General features: G+C 70.0%; 15 protein-coding genes. 10 read left to right on the forward strand and 5 right to left on the reverse strand.

Annotated features, from left to right (window positions below):
* Positions 1–11: 11 nt before the first annotated feature.
* The 4 genes from ACFY10_RS22585 (at position 12) to ACFY10_RS22600 (ending at position 4852) form a co-directional block, all read left to right on the forward strand.
* A complete protein-coding gene (locus tag ACFY10_RS22585; RefSeq protein ID WP_390666962.1) occupies positions 12–875 on the forward strand; it encodes an LLM class flavin-dependent oxidoreductase in 864 nt (287 codons plus the stop codon).
* A gap of 154 nt (positions 876–1029) precedes the next feature.
* Positions 1030–2595, forward strand: a complete 1566-nt coding sequence (locus tag ACFY10_RS22590; RefSeq protein ID WP_390666963.1) for a cellulose binding domain-containing protein — start codon at positions 1030–1032, stop codon at positions 2593–2595.
* A 176-nt stretch (positions 2596–2771) separates the two neighbouring features.
* Positions 2772–3980 carry an MFS transporter gene (locus tag ACFY10_RS22595; protein ID WP_390666964.1) on the forward strand — a complete coding sequence of 403 codons (1209 nt, stop codon included), beginning with the start codon at positions 2772–2774 and terminating at the stop codon, positions 3978–3980.
* A 119-nt stretch (positions 3981–4099) separates the two neighbouring features.
* Positions 4100–4852 carry a hypothetical protein gene (locus ACFY10_RS22600; RefSeq protein ID WP_390666965.1) on the forward strand — a complete coding sequence of 251 codons (753 nt, stop codon included), beginning with the start codon at positions 4100–4102 and terminating at the stop codon, positions 4850–4852.
* A 17-nt stretch (positions 4853–4869) separates the two neighbouring features.
* On the opposite strand, the gene ACFY10_RS22605 is transcribed toward ACFY10_RS22600, so the two are convergent.
* On the reverse strand, positions 4870–5136 hold the full coding sequence (locus ACFY10_RS22605; RefSeq protein ID WP_390667125.1) for a hypothetical protein: 267 nt from the start codon (positions 5134–5136) through the stop codon (positions 4870–4872).
* A gap of 66 nt (positions 5137–5202) precedes the next feature.
* A complete protein-coding gene (locus tag ACFY10_RS22610) occupies positions 5203–6090 on the reverse strand; it encodes a LysR family transcriptional regulator (protein WP_275772613.1) in 888 nt (295 codons plus the stop codon).
* A 120-nt stretch (positions 6091–6210) separates the two neighbouring features.
* Between ACFY10_RS22610 and ACFY10_RS22615 the strand changes: the two genes are divergently transcribed.
* The 4 genes from ACFY10_RS22615 (at position 6211) to ACFY10_RS22630 (ending at position 10344) form a co-directional block, all read left to right on the forward strand.
* A complete protein-coding gene (locus tag ACFY10_RS22615) occupies positions 6211–6882 on the forward strand; it encodes a succinate dehydrogenase (RefSeq protein ID WP_390667114.1) in 672 nt (223 codons plus the stop codon).
* Between the two features lies 1 nt (position 6883).
* The gene (locus tag ACFY10_RS22620) at positions 6884–8833 is read left to right on the forward strand and encodes a fumarate reductase/succinate dehydrogenase flavoprotein subunit (RefSeq protein WP_390666966.1); all 1950 of its coding nucleotides are present in this window, start codon (positions 6884–6886) and stop codon (positions 8831–8833) included.
* The gene (locus ACFY10_RS22625) at positions 8830–9579 is read left to right on the forward strand and encodes a succinate dehydrogenase/fumarate reductase iron-sulfur subunit (protein WP_390666967.1); all 750 of its coding nucleotides are present in this window, start codon (positions 8830–8832) and stop codon (positions 9577–9579) included. Before ACFY10_RS22620 ends, ACFY10_RS22625 begins: the two co-directional genes overlap by 4 nt.
* A 144-nt stretch (positions 9580–9723) precedes the next feature.
* Positions 9724–10344 carry a Tn3 family transposase gene (locus ACFY10_RS22630; protein WP_390666968.1) on the forward strand — a complete coding sequence of 207 codons (621 nt, stop codon included), beginning with the start codon at positions 9724–9726 and terminating at the stop codon, positions 10342–10344.
* Positions 10345–10469: 125 nt separating this feature from the next.
* On the opposite strand, the gene ACFY10_RS22635 is transcribed toward ACFY10_RS22630, so the two are convergent.
* Positions 10470–11147: a TetR/AcrR family transcriptional regulator gene (locus ACFY10_RS22635; RefSeq protein WP_390666969.1), complete on the reverse strand. Its 678-nt coding sequence runs from the start codon at positions 11145–11147 to the stop codon at positions 10470–10472.
* The gene (locus ACFY10_RS22640; protein WP_390666970.1) at positions 11140–11544 is read right to left on the reverse strand and encodes a PaaI family thioesterase; all 405 of its coding nucleotides are present in this window, start codon (positions 11542–11544) and stop codon (positions 11140–11142) included. The genes ACFY10_RS22635 and ACFY10_RS22640 overlap by 8 nt, the downstream gene beginning before the upstream one ends.
* Before the next feature lie 439 nt (positions 11545–11983).
* Between ACFY10_RS22640 and ACFY10_RS22645 the strand changes: the two genes are divergently transcribed.
* A complete protein-coding gene (locus tag ACFY10_RS22645; protein ID WP_390666971.1) occupies positions 11984–12754 on the forward strand; it encodes a GNAT family N-acetyltransferase in 771 nt (256 codons plus the stop codon).
* Positions 12754–13563 carry a lysophospholipid acyltransferase family protein gene (locus ACFY10_RS22650; protein WP_390666972.1) on the forward strand — a complete coding sequence of 270 codons (810 nt, stop codon included), beginning with the start codon at positions 12754–12756 and terminating at the stop codon, positions 13561–13563. The genes ACFY10_RS22645 and ACFY10_RS22650 overlap by 1 nt, the downstream gene beginning before the upstream one ends.
* A 95-nt stretch (positions 13564–13658) precedes the next feature.
* On the opposite strand, the gene ACFY10_RS22655 is transcribed toward ACFY10_RS22650, so the two are convergent.
* Positions 13659–14189, reverse strand: coding sequence for a hypothetical protein (locus tag ACFY10_RS22655; protein ID WP_390666973.1), 531 nt, complete (start codon positions 14187–14189; stop codon positions 13659–13661).
* Positions 14190–14336 lie beyond the last annotated feature (147 nt).

Here is a 14336-nt window from a genome sequence, read left to right on the forward strand (position 1 = left end):
CGGAGGAACGGATGGACATCGGAATTGGCCTTCCCAACACGGTTCCCGGAACCGAGCCCGCCAGGCTGCTGGACTGGGCCCGGCAGGCGGAGGGGGCGGGCTTCAGCACCCTGGGTACGATCGGGCGGCTGGTGTACCAGGGCTACGAGGAGCTGATCGCCCTCGCTGCGGCCGCCGCGGTCACCAGCAGGATCCGGTTGACGACGAGCGTGCTCCTCGCACCGCTCCACGCCAACGCCGCGTTGCTGGCCAAGCAGGCGGCGTCCCTGGAGCGCATCTCCGAGGGACGTTTCGTGCTGGGGGTGGGCCTGGGCGGGCGCGACGACGACTTCGCCGCCAGCGGGCTGTCCACGAAAGGCAGGGGGCGCCGTTTCGAGGAACAGCTGCAGGAGATGAAGCGCATCTGGTCCGGGGAGGAGCGCGGATTCGCCGGCGGGATCGGGCCGAGGCCCGTGCGCGACGGCGGCCCCGAGCTCATCCTGGGCGGTTCGACCGCGGCCAGTTTCCGGCGGGTGGCCGAGCTGGGCGACGGCTGGATCATGGGCGGCGGCACACCGGAGATGTTCTCCCAGGCCGCGGCCGGGGTGGACGCGGCCTGGGCGGAGGCCAAGCGCCCGGGCACGGCCCGCAAGCTGTCACTGGCCTACTTCGCGCTCGGCCCCGACGCCCGCGCGCAGGCCGACTCCTACCTCCTGGACTACTACGGCTTCCTCGGCGACGTCGCCGGCCAGGTCGCCGCGAGCGCCGCGGTGACCCCGGACATGGTCAAGTCCTATGTCGCCGCCTTCGAGGCCGCCGGCTGCGACGAACTCATCCTCGTGCCCACCGGATCGGGACTCGACCAGATCGAACTGCTCGCCCAGGCGATCGCCTGACACCGCGACGGAGTCCGAGGGCTGCAGGGGGTGAGGGAGGGCTTGACGGCCGGTCCGCTGCTCGGTAGGTACATGCCAGAGAGTTGGTATGGACCAATTCCGTGCGGCTTCACGCGTCGACTCGGCGCCCACCCCCCCTAGTGGAGGCAGCAAAATGCGAAGACCGTCGGCACTTCTCACCCTGTTCGCCGGGCTGCTCCTTCTGATCCTGGCCCCACCCGCCTCCGCCGCGGGCACACCGAACGCCGCCTTCTCCAAGACGTCGACCTGGGACGGTGGTTACCAGGGCGCGTACACCATCACGAACGCCGGCAGCACCACGCTGTCGGGCTGGAACGTCGAGTTCGACCTTCCCTCCGGCACCACCGTCGGGTCGTACTGGGACGCGTTGCTCACCCAGAGCGGCAACCACTACACCTTCAAGAACCGTGAGTACAACGGCACATTGGCGCCGGGTGCGTCCGCGTCCTTCGGATGGGTGTCCAACGGCACCGGCACGCCCACCGGCTGCAAGCTCAACGGCGTGTCCTGCACCGGTGGTTCGGGCAGCGACACCACACCGCCCAGTGTCCCGGCCGGAGTCACCGTCGGCTCCGCGACCGGCTCCTCCCTGACCGTACGGTGGAACACCTCGAGCGACGACTCGGGGTCCGTCGCCGGTTACGAGGTCTCGCGTGACGGCGGCACGCCCGTCACCGCGACGGGCACCTCGTACACGGCGACCGGGCTGCAGGCCGGCACGAGTTACTCGTTCCGCGTGCGGGCCCGCGACGCCGCGGGCAACGTGTCCGCGTACTCCGCCGCCGTCAGCGGCACGACCTCCACCGGCGGTCAGCAGCCGAGTGCGGGTCTGGCCACCGCGCCGTACATCGACATGGGGGCGTGGCCCACGCCGAGCATGCCCGAGATGGCCTCGGCGAGTGGGGTGAAGAACTACACGATGGCCTTCATCACCGCCTCCGGCTGCAAGGCGATGTGGTTCAACGCCTACGACCCGCGCGACGGCTGGGCCAAGGACCAGATCGACGCCATCCGGGCCGGTGGGGGAGACGTCAAGGTCTCCTTCGGCGGCGCCAGCGGCATCGAACTGGCCCAGGCCTGCAGCTCGGTGGACGCGCTGTACGCCGAGTACGACGCGGTCGTGTCCGCGTACGGCCTGAAGTACGTCGACTTCGACATCGAGGGCGCGGCCACCGCGGACCCGGCCTCCGTCACCCGCCGCTCCCAGGCTCTGGCGCGCCTGCAGCAGGCCCACCCGGGGCTGCGGATCTCGCTGACGCTGCCCGTCCTCCCGGAGGGGCTGACCTCGGACGGCCTGAATGTGGTGAAGGCGGCCCGCGACGCCGGCGTCGACCTGGACGTGGTGAACGTGATGGCCATGGACTACTACCGCAGCGTCGACTACGGCGACGCGGCAGTCCAGGCCGCGCAGAGCACCTTCAGCCAGCTGAAGTCGCTCTATCCGGGCAAGACCGACGCCCAGGTCTGGGCGATGGTCGGAGTGACACCGATGCTCGGACAGAACGACGACGGCCACATCTACGACCAGGCCGACGCCCGCCAGCTGGTCTCCTTCGCCCAGGGCAAGCACCTGGGTGAGCTCGCCTTCTGGGAGGCCACCCGGGACCGCAACGCCTGCACGGGCGCGCTGTACCAGTGCACCAACATCCCGCAGTCTCCCTACGAGTTCGCGAAGATCTTCGCGGCCTACAGCGGCTGAAGCGCCGCCGGTACCCGGCCCTGGGTGGATGCCCGTCGGGCATCCACCCAGGGCCGCATGACATAGATCACTCCAGAGGGCGGCTCGATCTTGGAATGCGCGGACTCCTGTCGCTGCTGCAGTGGTTACGGGGTTTGCCCTGTTGGACTGCTGTTTTCGAAAGGTTCTCCCGCACCATGCCTCTGGCTCTGCTGGCCCTGGCTGTCGTCGCATTCGGCATCGGCACGACCGAGTTCGCCACGATGGGGCTGCTGCCCCAGATCGCCGACGGGGTCGGTGTGTCGGTGCCGCACGCCGGCAACCTCGTGTCGGCCTATGCGCTCGGCGTCGTCGTCGGTGCCCCCGTGCTGACCGGCATCGGGGCACGCATACCGCACAAACGGCTCCTGCTGCTTCTGTCGGGGCTGTTCGTGATAGGCAACATCGCGTCCGCGCTCGCACCCGGCTTCGGTCTGCTGTTCGCCGCGCGTTTCCTGGCGGGGCTGCCGCACGGGGCGCTGTTCGGCGTCGGCGCCGTCGTCGCCTCCCGGCTGGTCGCCCCCGAACGGGCTGCGCGCGCCGTCTCGAGAATGTTCCTCGGACTGACCGTCGCGAACATCGTCGGCGTCCCGGCCGGCACCGCCCTCGGACAGCAGCTGGGCTGGCGGGCCGCCTACGCCGCCGTCGCCGTCATCGGCCTCGTCGCCCTCGCCGCGCTGGCCCTCTTCGTCCCGCACCAGCCACGAGGCAGCCAGTCCGGCATCCGGCACGAGCTGCGGGCCATGGGCAACAGGCAGGTCGCGATCGGCCTGGCCACTGCAGTCGTGGGCTTCGGTGGGTTCTTCGCCGTCTACAGCTACCTGGTGCCGATGCTGACGCACCTCACGGGCATCTCCGACTCCTCGACCACCCTGGTGCTCGCGCTGTACGGCGTCGGCATGACGCTCGGCACACTGACCGCCGGCCCCCTCACGGACCGCGCTCTGCGCCCGACCCTGTACGCGGGACTCGCTCTGCTCGCCGCCGGCCTGGTGACCTTCTACTTCACAGTCCACAGCACCGTTCCGGCACTGCTGACGATCACCTTCATCGGTGCGATGGGCGCCTTCGTCACCACACCCGTCCAGATGCTCCTCATGGCCAAGGCGAAGAACGCTCCGACCATGGCTGCGGCCTCCAATCACTCCGCCTTCAACCTGGCCAACGCGGGCGGCGCCTGGCTCGGCGGACTGGCCATCTCCGCAGGCTGGGGCTGGGCCTCGCCCAACCTCGTCGGCGCCGCCCTTGCCGTAGCAGGCCTCGGCCTCGCGTTCACGGGCGGCGTGATGGACCGGGGCAGCCGACGCTCCGAGGTGATCACGTCGTCCGTCGTGGAAGCATCGCCGGAAGCGGGGGTAAGGGCGTAGCGGCTCGCCTTCGGCGCCCTGTTCCACCATCTCGTGCACCTCAATAGTGGCCAGCGGGCAACTCCCGAGCGGATCCCGGCGTGGTTGTGGGTGAGACGGCGGGCGCGAAGGGGGCGGGCGTGCAGTTCATCGAGGTGACCGGACTGGCCGGGGTGCGATCGGCCGTCATCCGGTTTGCGCGGCCGGGAACGGGGCTGACCTTCGTGCTCTTTCCCATGATTCATCTGGGAGAGGCCGCCTTCTACCGGGAAGTGGCGGCGCGGTTGCGTCGCGACTGCGACCTGGTGGTCGCCGAGGGAGTCGGGGAGGGCTCGGCCGGCGCCGACGCCCTGGTCGCGTCGTACAAGCGGCTGGACGGTCATGAACGCCTGGGACTGGTGGTGCAGGACATCGACTTCCACGCGCTCGGGCTGCCCGTGGTGTGCCCGGACATGAGCGGTGCGGAGTTCCAGGAAGGGTTTCGGCGGCTGCCGTTGAAGGAACGCGCGATGGTCGCCACGGTCATCCCGGCCATGACGGCCGGCATGCGCCTGCTGGGAACGCGTCGCTGGCTCGCCCGGCACCTCGCGTTGGAAGACCTGATGAGCGAGAGCGAGGAGGCCGTGGCGGACTTCTGGCCGGGCCTGGACGACTTGGTGCTACGGCGCCGCGACCGCTTGCTCGGCAAGGCCCTGACCGACTTCGACCGGGGTTATGCGGGACGCACCGGCCCGTTCACCATCGCCGTCGTCTACGGCGCCGGTCACATGCGCGCGGCCTCCGAGACCCTGGCCGGCCTCGGCTACCACGCCGCGGACGCCGAGTGGATCACCGTATTCACCGTGGACCCGCCGGACGGACCCCGGTCCCGAGCCGAGAAGGGGAGCACGTGAGCTGACGGCTGTCGTGGTCAGCGCACCGCGCGGTGCCTTCTTCCGCCACGGCGGAAGCGCACGGCGGCGTACGCGAGGTCGGCGAGCAGGACTACGGCGCCGATGATCAGCAAGTAGAACAGGCCGTGCGCGGCGAATCCGATGATGCCCAGAACGAGGGCCACGAGGATGAGGAAGAGAAAAAGACCCATCGGAACTCCCAGTGGCTTCAGTGGTTTCGCCGCGGCGTCGGCGGCTTGGACGGCCTCCAGGACGCCGATCTTGTGGCCGTCCGGGTCGACCACATCATGAACCTCCGCAAGCTGAGTACCCCTGATCGCGTTCCTGATGTCCGGCACGCCGCCTGCGGGTCAGCGCTCCAGCAGCATCCGCTGCAGCTCCCGAGCCGCCCGCGGCGGAGCCACATCGCTGCGGTGGGCCAGCGCGATCGTGCGGTGCAGTCCGGGGCGGGCCAGCGGGGTGACCCGTAGTCCCCGCCCGGACCGCGTCGCGACCATGCGGGGCACGACGGCCACGCCGAGCCCCGCCCGCACGAACCCCAGCACCGCGTCCATCTCGCCGCCCTCCACCGCGAAGTCCGGCTCGAAGCCCTCGGCGCGGCATGCGGCGACGGTCAGTTCGCGCAGGTCGTAGCCGTGCCGGAACATCACCAGGGGTGCGCCCTCCAGGTCGGGGATGCGCACGGTGCGCCGCCCCGGGCCGGTGGGCGCGGGCGACTCCGGCGACGACACCACCACCAGGTCCTCGCGCAGCAGCTCCACCGTCGTCAGCGCGGGGGAGGGAGAGGGCAGCGGCAGCACGACCAGGGCGAGGTCGAGGGCGCCGCGGGCGAGTTCCCGTACGAGATCGTGGGAGCCGCCCTCCTCGATCAGCAGCCGGATGCCGGGATAGCGGTCGTGGAAGGCGCGCAGCACATCCGGCAGCAGACCCGTGCACACGCTCGGCGTCGCGCCCAGGCGCACCCGGCCGCTGCGCAGCTGTACCAGCTCCTGCACCTCGTGCCGGGCGGTGTCCGCGTCGGCCAGGATGCGGCGGGCCAGCGGCAGCAGCGCCTCGCCCGCGTCGGTGAGGGTGATGTTGCCGCGCGCCCGCAGGAACAGATCGGCCCCGAGCTCCCGCTCCAGCGCCTTGATCTGCTGGGACAGCGACGGCTGCGCGACATGGACCAGGTCCGCGGCCCGGGTGAAGTGCCGTGTCTCGGCGACCGCCACGAAGTACTGGAGCTGCTGGAACTGCATGCTCCTACGATAGCCGCCGACTATGGAATCAAGCCGGACCATGTCTTGGACCGATCGGGACCTTCGGCCCTAGCGTCTTGACCCATGGCTCTGGCAACGCGGACGGACCGACGGCCGTCCATGGCGCGCACCGTGTGGGACAGCTCCGTCGGCAAGAAGACAGTGATGGCCGTCAGCGGCGTGATCATGCTGCTGTACCTGGTCGTCCACATGATCGGCAACCTGAAGATCTTCTTCGGGGCGGGCGAGTTCAACCACTACGCCCACTGGCTGCGCACCATCGGCGAGCCGTTCATGCACTACGAGTGGACGCTCTGGCTGATCCGGGTCGTGCTCGTGGCCGCGGTCGTCGCCCACGCCACGTCCGCCTACCAGCTCAGCCGCCGCGACATCAAGGCGCGGCCCAGCAAGTACGTGCACAAGAAGCCGCGGGCCAGCTACGCGACGCGCACCATGCGCTGGGGCGGGATCATCCTCGGCCTGTTCATCGTGTGGCACCTCCTCGACCTCACGACCGGCACCGTGCACTCGGGCGGCTTCCAGGAGGGCCACCCGTACCAGAACGTCGTGGACACCTTCTCCACCTGGTACGGCAACGTCATCTACATCCTCGCGATGCTCGCCCTCGGCCTACATGTGCGGCACGGCTTCTGGAGCGCCGCACAGACCCTCGGCGTCGGCAGCCGCACCCGCGACCGCGCGCTCAAGACCGTCGCCAACGTCCTCGCACTGCTGCTCACGGCCGGCTTCATCGCCGTACCCGTGGGCGTCATGACCGGAGTGGTGAGCTGACATGACAACCTTCGTGGACTACAGCACGGGCGAGCCGGTCGTCGACGGCAAGGCCCCCTCCGGACCCGTCAACGAGCGCTGGGACAAGCGCCGTTTCGAGGCCAAGCTGGTCAACCCGGCCAACCGGCGCAAGCACACGGTGATCGTGGTGGGCACGGGACTCGCGGGCGGCTCCGCCGGGGCCACCCTCGCCGAACAGGGCTACCACGTCGTCCAGTTCTGCTACCAGGACTCCCCGCGCCGCGCCCACTCGATCGCCGCGCAGGGCGGCATCAACGCCGCCAAGAACTACCGCAACGACGGCGACTCCATCCACCGGCTGTTCTACGACACCGTCAAGGGCGGCGACTTCCGCGCCCGCGAGTCCAACGTCCACCGGCTCGCGCAGATTTCGGTCGAGATCATCGACCAGTGCGTGGCACAGGGCGTGCCGTTCGCCCGGGAGTACGGCGGCCTGCTCGACACCCGCTCCTTCGGCGGCGTACAGGTGTCGCGGACCTTCTACGCCCGCGGACAGACGGGCCAGCAGCTGCTGCTGGGCGCCTACCAGGCCCTCAGCCGGCAGATCGCCGCGGGCAACATCGAGATGCACCCGCGCACCGAGATGCTGGACCTGATCGTCATCGACGGGAAGGCGCGCGGCATCGTGGCGCGCGATCTCATCACCGGTCGCATCGACACCTACTTCGCGGACGCCGTCGTCCTGGCGAGCGGCGGCTACGGCAACGTCTTCTACCTGTCGACGAACGCCATGAACTCCAACGCCACCGCCATCTGGCGGGCCCACCGACGCGGCGCCTACTTCGCCAACCCCTGCTTCACCCAGATCCACCCGACCTGCATTCCGCGCACCGGCGACCACCAGTCCAAGCTCACCCTGATGAGCGAGTCGCTGCGCAACGACGGCCGGATCTGGGTGCCCAGGGCCAAGGGCGACGACCGGCCGCCGAACAAGATCCCCGAGGACGAGCGCGACTACTACCTGGAGCGCATCTACCCGTCCTTCGGCAACCTGGTCCCGCGCGACATCGCCTCCCGCGCCGCGAAGAACGTCTGCGACGAGGGCAGGGGAGTGGGGCCCGGCGGACAGGGCGTCTACCTGGACTTCGCCGACGCCATCAAGCGGATGGGCCGCAAGGCGGTCGAGGAGAAGTACGGCAACCTCTTCGACATGTACGCGCGGATCACCGCCGAGGACCCGTACACCGTCCCGATGCGGATCTATCCCGCCGTGCACTACACGATGGGCGGCCTGTGGGTCGACTACGACCTGCAGACCACCGTCCCGGGCCTGTTCGCGATCGGCGAGGCCAACTTCTCCGACCACGGCGCGAACCGCCTCGGCGCCTCCGCGCTGATGCAGGGCCTGGCCGACGGCTACTTCGTGCTGCCGGCGACCATCAACGACTACCTCGCCCGCAACCCGCACCACGAGCCGGTCACCGCCCAACACCCGTCCGTACAAGAGGTGTTGGCCGAAACCGAGGACCGCCTCAACCTGCTCCTCTCCGTCGACGGCGACCGCACCCCCGACTCCTTCCACCGCGAAGTCGGCGAACTCATGTGGGAGTTCTGCGGGATGGCCCGCACCGACAGCGGACTGCGCAAGGCGCTGGAGCGCATCCCGCAGATCCGCGAGGAGTTCTGGCGGCGCATCAAGGTGCCCGGCACCGGCGAGGAGTTCAACCAGTCGCTGGAGAAGGCCAACCGCGTCATCGACTACCTCGAGCTCGCCGAGCTCATGTGCCTGGACGCACTGCACCGGGCGGAGTCCTGCGGCGGCCACTTCCGCGAGGAGTCGCAGACGCCGGACGGTGAAGCCGCCCGCAGGGACGACGAGTTCGCGTACGCGGCCGCCTGGGAGTTCACCGGCACGGGCGAGGCCCCGACCCTGCACAAGGAAGACCTGGTCTTCGAGTACGTCCATCCCACTCAGCGGAGCTACGCATGAAGCTCACCCTGCGCGTCTGGCGGCAGCAGAACGCCGAAGCCGAAGGCGCCATGTCCACGTACGAGGTGGACGGCATCTCCTCCGACATGTCGTTCCTGGAGATGCTCGACACGCTCAACGAGGAACTCATCCTCAAGGGCGAGGACCCGGTCGCCTTCGACCACGACTGCCGTGAGGGTATCTGCGGGGCGTGTTCGCTCGTCATCAACGGCGACGCGCACGGGCCCGAGCGGACCACCACCTGTCAGTTGCACATGCGGTCCTTCAAGGACGGCGACACGATCGACATCGAGCCGTGGAGGGCGTCCGCATTCCCGGTGATCAAGGATCTGGTGGTGGATCGGTCGGCGTTCGACCGGATCATCCAGGCCGGTGGGTACATCACCGCGCCGACGGGGGCCGCGCCGGAGGCGCATGCGACGCCGGTGCCGAAGCCGGATGCCGACTTCGCCTTCGAGCATGCGGAGTGCATCGGCTGCGGGGCGTGCGTGGCGGCCTGCCCGAACGGCGCGGCGATGCTCTTCACCTCCGCCAAGGTCAACCACCTGAACGTGCTGCCGCAGGGTGCGCCCGAGCGGGAGACGCGGGTGCTGGACATGGTGGCGCAGATGGACGAAGAGGGCTTCGGCGGCTGCACGTTGACGGGGGAGTGCGCCACCGCCTGCCCGAAGGGCATTCCGCTGGTGTCCATCACGAGCATGAACAAGGAGTGGCTGCGGGCGACTCGGAAGGTGGCCAAGCGATAACGCCGGCCGGGCAACAAAAAACGTTCGCCGAAAACGTGCGGACGGGCGGGGCCGGGAGTGGTGCTCCCCGGCCCCGTCTCGCTTGAGGGCCGGCGCTGGGCGGCGACCGGAGGGGGAGAGATCCCCGATCCGGATCCGGACGCAATGGACGAAGCGGCCCTCGAACGAGTCGGCCAGGACGCGGCGGAGGGCTGGCTGACGCTGCCCCCGTGGGAGATGGCGTCCGTGGCGATGCTCAACCACGCCGCGGTGCGGGCCGAACTCGGCGACCGGCGCGTCCGGCTGCTGGAGGCGGTGCGGTCCGTGCAGGAGGCCTCCGACCACGACTTCAAGTGCCTGTACTACGCCCTGCTCGTCCTCGACGACGAGCCGATGGGCGTGCTCCACCGGCCGACCGGCACCGGCTATGCGCTGCGCATGAGCGGCCTCGGCGACAACTTTCAGCTGCACACCCTCCTCGCCGATGTCCTCGTGGGCGGCGGCCACGTGCCGGTCACGCCCCGTCCGCCCAGGAGGCGGCGGTGTGCCGCGACGCGGCCGGGCAGGCGCCGACCACCGGTTCCTTCAATCTCGTGGGCCCGGACGGCGAGTGGGTGTGGAACGAGGGAACTCCCGCGGACATCCCGGTCGTTGACGGCGTACGGCTGCTCGTCCTCGACCCGCCGCCGGCGCATGATCGGCAAGCAGCTCAACATCGCCGAGGCCCGCCACCGCCTGGCCCGGCGGATCTTCTTCGGCCAGCGCGGCGAACTGCGCCAGCACTAGCGCAAGGGCATGGAGGGCCAGCCCTTTTTCTGCCCCGCGCAGGCCGGCCGCCGATCACTGCGCCAACCGTCGGCCGATGAGAACGCCGGCGAGGCGTAGCGGAGCGTAGCCCAGGGCAGAACAGTTCACGTTTCGTAGCGGCCATGGTGCGCGCGTGAGAGGGCGGCGGCGCCCTGGCAGGCGAGGGTGGCGGCATCGTCTGCGTACTGGGGGATGTCGTCGGGCCATTTCGAGGTCGGCTGGAGGATCAGCAGCGAGACGGCACCGTGCAGGCACGCGCAGATGGCCCGGGTCAGCGCCGTCACATCGCCGTGGAGCACGCCGGCGTCGGCGCATCGCTGCACCGTTTCCCGCAGGAATCGGAAGCAGGCGTCGGCGACCTGCTCGGTGGCGGCTGTCGCGGGTCCGGTGGCGACCAGGCGGTAGCGCAGGGGATGGTCGAGCCCGAATCTGATGTAGGCGACACTGCGCTGGTGGAGTTCGGCGAACGGGTCGGTGGTCTGGGCGCTGATGCTCAGCATCCGTTGGCCGAGCTCGTCCCAGACCCCGAGGCACACGGTGTGCAGCAGTTCCAGTCGGTTGTCGAAGTGCAGATATACCGAGGGGGTGCTGACCCCGACAGCCTGTGCCACCGCACGGATGGTCACGCCGTCCTCGCCGGCGTCGTCGAGCAGCGTGCCGGCCGCTTCGATGAGCTCGTCCCTCAGTCGGCCGCCGTGGCCTCGCTTGGCGCGACTGCGCCGACGGCCTTCGGTTGTGCCGGCGCGGCCGTCGGCCGTGGTCTGGCCGGGTCCCTTAGTCATGGCGCCTCCGGAGGGCGACGAGTTGAGTGACGCGGACGCAGAGCCGGTCCTTGTCATCCCTGATGTCGATTTCCACGGCGACCGTTGACTTGCCGACGTGCAGCGGGCGGGAGGTCGCGAAGGCGCCGGTGCCGTGTACGGGCCGCAGGAAGTGGGTGGTGGATTCCATGGTCGCGGGCACGGTGTCGGCGGTCCCGTTCAGCGTGGCGCACACGGCGCCGGCTACATCGGCCAGCCCCATCAGTGCCCCGCCGTGCATCGCGGCGCCGACGGTGGACTGCTCGGGCGTGTAGGCGAGTTGCGCGGTGACAGCGTCGGCCTCGAGGGCTCCGAAGCGTATCCCGAGCGTCCTGGCGAACGGCGCCAGGGTGTAGACGTCTTGCGCGGTGATGGTCATCGCGGCCCCTCAGGTTGTCGCCGTTAAGTTAACGGTGACATGTTATGTGGACGTCACGGTTCGCGTCCACGCCTGTGGCGCGAGGCTGCAGGGCTGTGCAGTCTTCCGGTGCCGATCGGAGGCGTGCTGAGGGGCGCCGAGCTGTCACTCGGATGAGACGACTTCAAGTGTCTGGAGAACCCGGAATGACGGGGGACCTGGTCCTGGAGCGTGTGCTCGACGAGGCGGAAACGCGGGGATGGCTGGAGCAGTGTGTGGCCGCGAAGTGAACGGCAGCGCACGATTGGCCCGCTGAGCAAGCCGTTCAACAACCCCACACCCGCTCTCTCTGCGCCGGACACGCGAAGGTCAGCCGGCATCGGAAGAACAGGGGCGGCAGACCGAACGCTACCGGTCTGCCGCCCGCTCCGCCGACCCGGCCCGCGATCAGGAGAGAGCCATGACCGGCGTAACCACCCTCGACCGTCCCCCGCAGTCCGAGGCCCCCACCCGCTACTCCGTCTCCCTCGCCCGCGACGAGGCCGATGTGCGTGCCGCGCAGCGGCTGCGGCACGAGGTGTTCGCCGGCGAGATGGGGGCCCTGCTGGCCACCCCGCAGCCGGGCTACGACATCGACGCCTTCGACGCGTACTGCGACCACCTGCTGGTACGCGAGGAGGTGACCGGCCAGGTCGTCGGCACCTACCGGCTGCTGCCGCCGGAGCGCGCCGCGGTCGCCGGACGGCTGTACTCCGAGGGCGAGTTCGACCTGACCGCGCTCGACGCGATCCGCCCCGGCCTGGTCGAGGTCGGCCGCTCCTGCGTCCACCCCGACCACCGCGACGGCGCCGTCATCGGCCTCATCTGGGCCGGGATCGCCCGCTACATGGTGGACCGCGGCCACGAGTGGCTGGCCGGCTGCTGCTCCATCCCGCTCGCCGACGGCGGCGCGCTCGCCTCCGCGACCTGGGAGAAGGTGCGGGGCAAGTACCTGGCCCCGGAGGAGTTCCGGGTACGGCCGCTGCTGCCCTGGATCCCGGATGCCGCCACGCCCGCCGCTGGCACCGAACTGCCCGCCCTGCTGCGCGGCTACCTCCGCCTCGGCGCCTGGGTGTGCGCGCAGCCCGCCCACGACCCGGACTTCGGGGTCGCCGACCTGTATGTGCTGCTGTCGATGCGCCGGGTCAACCCGCGCTATCTGCGGCACTTCCTCTCCCTCGTGCCGGCCTGATGAGCGTCTGGCAGCCCAGTGCGCCCTGCACCCCGGGGGCGTGCATCGAGGCGACGGGTTCCGCCACGGCCGTACCGCGTGCCGTGCTGCGGATGGCGGCGGTCCTTGCCCTGGTGCTCGCCGGGGTCGTGCTGTCGCCGCTCGGCGGGCGGATCCCCGCCGAGCTGGTGAAGCGGTGGTGCCGGTGGATCGTACGGGCCGCAGGGGTCCAGGTCCGTATCACCGGCACCGCCGCGCCCACCGGCGGACTGCTGCTGGTCGCCAACCACATCTCCTGGCTGGACATCCCGCTGCTCGCCGCCGTCCGCCCGGCGCGCATGCTCGCCAAGTCCGACATACGGGGGTGGCCGGTGGCCGGCTGGCTGACGGCGCGGAGCGGCGCCCTGTTCATCGACCGCAACCGGCTGCGTGCCCTGCCGCAGACGGTCGCCCAGATCGCGGACGCGCTGCGCAGCGGCCATGCCGTCGGGGTCTTCCCCGAGGGCAGCACCTGGTGCGGACGCGCCCAGGGCAACTTCCGGCGGGCCGCCTTCCAGGCCGCACTCGACGCGGGCGTCCCCGTCCAGCCGGTACGTCTGCATTACCGCATCACCGGAGGCACACCCAGCACGGCGCCCGCCTTCATCGGCGACGACTCGCTGCTGGCCTCGGTATGGCGGGTGGTGTCGGCCCGGGGGCTGGTGGCCGAGGTCGACGTGCGGGACGCCATCGCGCCCGGCACCCACCCGGACCGGCGCTCGCTCGCCCGGGCGGCCCAGCCGGGGGCGACGGCCCAGGCGGACTGGATCCACGCGGCTTTGGTGGCCTAGTACTCCAGCTGTAGATCTTGCGTCTTGCGGCGGCGAGGTTGAGCGCGTGCCTCCGACAACCGGAGCGCCTCGACCTGGTCGGAGGCGCCGTAGCGTTACATGTTCTGGCAGGCCTTGGCTTTGAAGTCGGCTATGGAGACGGTGATTGCGGATTCGTCGCCGTTGTCCGAGATGTTGTCGTAGCGGACCTTTCCCGGGGTGAGCCGGTTCCGGTCAGCCAGGGTGAAGGAGATGCTGTTCGCTGACCACGAGTTGTCCTTGGTCCACCCGTAGAGCGCGTAGGTGGTCTTGGCGGTGAGCGGAGCGAGGGATCTGGTTGCCCTCCAGCCGGCGGCAGGAGAATCGAGGGTCCAGGTGGCGAGACCCGGTGTGAGGGGGTGGTCGGCGGTCCATGAACCGACCGTCACCTCCTTGTTGACGTCGTCGTTGTCCACGTAGAGGGTCGCGCCATCGATCTGATGTCCGCAGACCACCATGACGCCGAGCAGATGGCCGTCAGCGGTCACGGAGATGCCGGCGACGGCGTCGGGGGGAACGGTGCATCCTGAGGTTGCGGCCAGGGCCACGCCGACCGCGGCGGCGCCGACGAAGCGCCGGAACACCGGACGTGAAGTGGTCGACCGCATGCTTAGCCCCCTGTCCGGGGTGCGCGTGGGGCCCCCTGCCCCCGGATGGTAGGGGGCGAGCGGCGTCTGGCCGCAGTGTCGCCACCCACCCGTTGCGCGCTCGTTGTTGCCTTGTAGTTGCTCGGCTGAGTCAGCCCGATCACGGCA

The organism is Streptomyces sp. NPDC001401, from assembly GCF_042895385.1.
Lineage (GTDB): Bacteria > Actinomycetota > Actinomycetes > Streptomycetales > Streptomycetaceae > Streptomyces.